Origin of the sequence: Flagellimonas sediminis, assembly GCF_010500845.1 — a bacterium.
Classification (GTDB): Bacteria; Bacteroidota; Bacteroidia; order Flavobacteriales; family Flavobacteriaceae; genus Flagellimonas; species Flagellimonas sediminis.
On record NZ_JAAAMI010000023.1, the window covers coordinates 1 to 4,945 of the forward strand.

At 29.2% G+C, this 4,945-nt stretch carries 5 protein-coding genes; all 5 read left to right on the forward strand.

Features of this window, described 5'->3' with window-relative positions; translation table 11 throughout:
- The first annotated feature begins 338 nt into the window (after positions 1–338).
- The 5 genes from GTK07_RS19060 (at position 339) to GTK07_RS19080 (ending at position 4,827) form a co-directional block, all read left to right on the forward strand.
- Complete coding sequence (locus GTK07_RS19060; RefSeq protein WP_163636626.1) at positions 339–1,949, forward strand: vitamin K epoxide reductase family protein; 1,611 nt, start codon at positions 339–341, stop codon at positions 1,947–1,949.
- Between the two features lie 281 nt (positions 1,950–2,230).
- Positions 2,231–3,274, forward strand: coding sequence for a hypothetical protein (locus tag GTK07_RS19065; protein WP_163636627.1), 1,044 nt, complete (start codon positions 2,231–2,233; stop codon positions 3,272–3,274).
- Positions 3,267–4,262, forward strand: a complete 996-nt coding sequence (gene gwsG, locus GTK07_RS19070) for a grasp-with-spasm system ATP-grasp peptide maturase (protein WP_163636628.1) — start codon at positions 3,267–3,269, stop codon at positions 4,260–4,262. The genes GTK07_RS19065 and gwsG overlap by 8 nt, the downstream gene beginning before the upstream one ends.
- A 9-nt stretch (positions 4,263–4,271) precedes the next feature.
- On the forward strand, positions 4,272–4,475 hold the full coding sequence (locus tag GTK07_RS19075) for a hypothetical protein (RefSeq protein ID WP_163636629.1): 204 nt from the start codon (positions 4,272–4,274) through the stop codon (positions 4,473–4,475).
- Positions 4,465–4,827, forward strand: a complete 363-nt coding sequence (locus tag GTK07_RS19080) for a hypothetical protein (RefSeq protein ID WP_163636630.1) — start codon at positions 4,465–4,467, stop codon at positions 4,825–4,827. Before GTK07_RS19075 ends, GTK07_RS19080 begins: the two co-directional genes overlap by 11 nt.
- Positions 4,828–4,945 lie beyond the last annotated feature (118 nt).

Below are 4,945 nucleotides of genomic sequence, written 5' to 3' on the forward strand. Positions count from 1 at the left end.
ACTTTTTACAGATAGATCGAATCTAAAAGTGGTCCACTTTGGCCCGGCCAGGGTGGGTCACTTTCGTCCGGCCAGCTATGGTCACTTTAACCCGGCGAGGGTGGTATACTATGTCCGGCGTTTCCAATGATTAGTTCATAGATATATTAGGATAAGGATTTTATCAATGAAATTTTGGATGAAATTGGTTAACTGTCCGTTTATTCTCAATTTTTGAATTATAAATAAGTAATTAAATAGAAAAAAGGAAAATTCTTTCAAATTAAACTGAAAAATAGGTAATTTGTTTTTGATATAACCAATTTGGGTAACTATAGATTTATTTAAAAATTTATATTGTGAAAAACGATTTAGTTCTTACAACTGGAATCCTATTGGAAAAGCTTAAAATTAAAAATACTAATGGGTTCTTAAAAAGTAAGATATTAAGTCATCCTGATTATCCAAGTTTAAATGCAATTTCTGATACTTTAAGTGTTTATAATATAGAGAATATTGCAGTTAAAATAGATTCAGAAAAGTTTGGAGAGATACCATTACCATGTATTTCCCAAGTAGATTTGGAAAATATAAAATCGTTCATAGTTATTGAGAAAGTTTTAAACGGGAGAATCTATTTTTACAATAATCGAGGGAAGTTGATTAACATGTCAGCTCAAAATTTTTCAAATATTTGGTCCGGCATTTGTTTACTCTGTTTAAAAAGTGAATATTCTTCCGAGCCAAACTTAAGGATTAATATTTTGAAAACTTTGGCGGATAAATTTTTGCTAATTGGATTGCTTTTATGTTTAGGTGCCCTATTAACATCTAATCTTCTTTTTTCTACTTTCTTGAAGGAATCGGGCACTTTAAATATTTTTTTATTTTCTTTTTACTTATGCTTAAAATTTTTCGGGTTAAGCTTGTCTATTTCATTTTTAAGTCATGAAATTAAATCGAGCGGCAGTGCTTTTATAAGAAAATATTGCTCATTTAATAGTCATGTTGATTGTGATGTTGTACTTAATTCTGAATATTCGTCTATACCTGGCACATCAATAAACTTGGGAAGTTTATGTTTTACATATTTTTTTGGGTCTATTCTTTTTTTTGTTCTTAGTGAATTTTCGGACCAAAGTATTTCGATTGCTGCACATGCATCTTTTGGTGTTTTTCCAATTTTAATTTGGTCATTGATTCTTCAAGCATTTGTTATCAAACAATTTTGTCGACTCTGCATAGCTATACAAATTATAATTCTTTTTGAAATCATATTAAGCTATTTGGGGAATTTTTACGTTATGGGAATCCAATTTAAATTATCCATACTTTTCGTTACAACACTTGTTGCTCCAATTTATTTATGGAATATTATAAAACCTTTAATCGTACAAGAAATCGAATGGAGAGAAAAAGGTAGATTTTTCAAAAAGCTTAAGAATTACAAATTTGTTTTTGAATATTTTCTTCAAAAATCTAAATGGATTCAAAATCCTCCAAGTAATTTGAGTTTGTCTCTTCTAAATAATACAAGTAATGATGAAATAATATTAGTAATCGATCCATATTGTAGGTATTCTACAGAGGCTTTTAGGATGTTTCAAGAATTATTTTCAAAAGAAATAATCAATTTGACAATAATTTTCATACCTACTATTGAAAATTCTGATGGTTCTAATGAACTCATCAAATACATTACATCCTTAAAGGATTATTACAAAGATTCGACGGTTCAGGATGCCCTAAGTACTTGGTTTTGGTCTCCAAAGAAAAATATGAAGGAATTTAAGGAAATGTTTCCAATTGATAATTTTCCATTAGAATCGGAAGATTCAAATTTTTGGGAAATAAAAGAATGGTGCCTCGAAAATGGTATAAGTAGGGTACCTACAATTATTTATAATAATAGGTTAATTCCAGATAATTATACGGTTGAAGACCTACGTTATATTTTACTCCGTCAGTAGTGAATAAATTTTCAAGAACACTATTTCTTCGCTAGTTAAAAATTTGGTCAAATTATGCTCATTAAAGTGTCTTAATTAAAATTTTTTTAAAAAAGATTTTTTTTTTGACAAACTATCATGGCAATCTTGATTCAATTTAAGGCCAAATATTTTTGATTGAATTAAGAAGGGATTTTCATCAAAAATTATTATTAAGTTAAAACTTACATTAAATAATTAAAAAGCTTTGTAAATAAGAAGAAAATACATACTTTGAAAGAGATATTTATTTGCACTAACCAATGAATGTATTCTCAAAGTTTATTTACATAGCATTGTTATGCTTTACATTACTTAATTATCAGTCAAGATCTACAAAACTTGATAACGAAGTTGTTGATTCTGATTTTATTTTATATTCCTCTCTAATACAAAAAGGCGAATCTGCTCTCTTAAATAATAAGATAGATAGTTCCAAAGTCTATTATGGACGGGCAATAGATTTAATAGACTCCCCCTTGGCAAAAGATTGTTTTACCGGTATGCAAATTTCAGCTTCCGTGAACGATATGGAAGGCTTCAAAAGATTTATGGATAAAGGTTTTATGAATGGATTGACTCCAGAATTAATTTTGAATGATTCCTTATTAAATAAATATATCGCTTATAACAGATTGAGTAAAAAACTGATTAAACAGTTTAAAAGAAAGAATATAGTGTATCTCAATAGTATTAATACATTTTTGAAGGACACCATTTATAAAATTTCGGCTTATGATAATAGATGGAAAATTTATTACATGGATTCTTTATCTGCTGTGGATAAGATAAACAGTGAAAAATATAGTTCGAAATACGATTCAATTGTAACTGAATTGGTAGAGAAGAAATTAATACCGCTTGTAGTTAAATATGGATTTCCGGGTGAAAGATTAATTGGAATTGAAAAATCAGGAAATCCATCGGATCCCTACAACTATAATATTGGCAATAATCATGCATTATTTATTCTACTTCACTACTATTCGTTTGACAGAGATTGTAAGTTTAACACAATACTTCATGACCAGCTGTTATTAGGAAATATGACCCCCCAACAATATGCTTCTGTTATGGACTTTCAGGCTAAATACACAATAGGTGATAACTGTTCTGAAGGCTATTTTAATCAATGGTGGAGTTCAGATAATAGCGAAGATTTTGAATCAATTAATATAAGGAGAAAAAATATTGGATTATGTCCTTTTGAAGAAGAAACAAAAAAGTTAAATCGGGGAAGGAACATCTGCTATCAATATGACGATGGAATTTATGAACACATAAAATTATTTTATTGGTGTGGGTAAAGAAAAAATATTAATTCTAAGTGAGGAAAGTGATGGAACTACCGATAGAGTAATCTCATGGATCAAGTATTTTGGAGTTGATTTTTTAAGATTAAATAATACTTCAGAATTAAAATTTAGGGGTTTATATCTATCCGATTGTTTTGACGACGTAGAATTGGAGTACAATGGTAATGTTTTTGCGCTTTCAGAATTCACCTCATATTGGTATAGAAGAGGTAGATTAAATCTAAAATTTCCAGAACCTGAACCGCCACTTGAAAATACAGCTTTAGATTTCGCGGTAAAAGAAACGCTTGTTAATGAATATGATTATTTAACGAACTATATATACGCCTATTTTGAAAAGAGAAATAAGCGAAGTATTGGAAGTATATACGATAATAAAACCAACAAAATAACAAACTTAAAAATTGCTCGAAAAGTAGGGCTAAGGATTCCTGCAACTACTGTTGTATCTAATAAATCGCAGATAATTGAATTTATTAAAGTTTATAAAAAGGTTATAATTAAACCAATTTATCAAAGAGGATTTTATTATGAGGACTCTGAGGTTCGAACTACAGGCTTGTCCGCTTTAATTGAACTAGAAGATGTTTCAAAATTCCCGAATAATTTTTCTCCGTGTTTACTTCAAGAATATATAGAGAAGGATGTCGAATTACGTATTTTTTATTTAAATGGCGAATGTTTTGCAAGTGCAATATTTTCCCAATTGGATGAGAAAACCAAAATAGATTTTAGAAATTATAATTGGTCCAAACCAAATAGAACCCCACCATTTAAATTACCAATCGAAGTAGCTAATATGATTAGTGATTTTATGTCTATTGTTAAAATGGAAAGCGGCTCTCTAGATATGATTCTTACCCCAGATAATAAATATGTTTTTTTAGAAGTAAACCCGGTTGGTCAATTTTGGCAAGTTAGTTACCCCTGTAATTATAAATTGGAAAAAAAAATTGCAAAATATTTAAGTCACCTTTAAAAACCCAATATGGAAAATGAAATTATTTCCCTTTTGAAGAACCGTATAGATGACGCTCCTTTATTTGTGAGATATATGGGTGTTGAATATAAAGATGATGAAAATTTTTTGCAAAAAAACCATATAGCTCTTAACGGTAATAATACAACTAAATACACTCCACAACCCTTTTATAAAGCCATTTTCCCAATAATATTCAACAATGAAGAATAATATATTTATTTACAAGTTTTCCAATGTTTTCATTTCAAGAGGATTTAATAGGAGTTTGGTTGTCGATTGTTTAAGGGGTGAATTTTACTATATACCAAATGAATTAGTAGATTTTGTTGATAATTATGATGGTAAAGAGTTAACTGAAAATGAACAGGAAATATATGAGGATTTTATTTCCTATTTGTTGGATAATGAACTTGCTTTTATTTCAAAGCGCGATAGGGGGGAAATGTTTATTAGTTTTTCGGAATCCTGGGATTATCCGTCGATAATTTCAAACGCAATAATTGAATTAAATGAAAATAATAATTCAACTTGTTTTAAATCCATTGAACTCTTAAGTGGATAAGCCGGGTAAACTGACCCACCTTCGCCGGATAAAACTGACCATAGCAAACGAACTGCCCAGATTTGATCTATCCTTGGGTTAAACTTAGTTTTTATTTTTTAATTTTCTTCTCATCGAT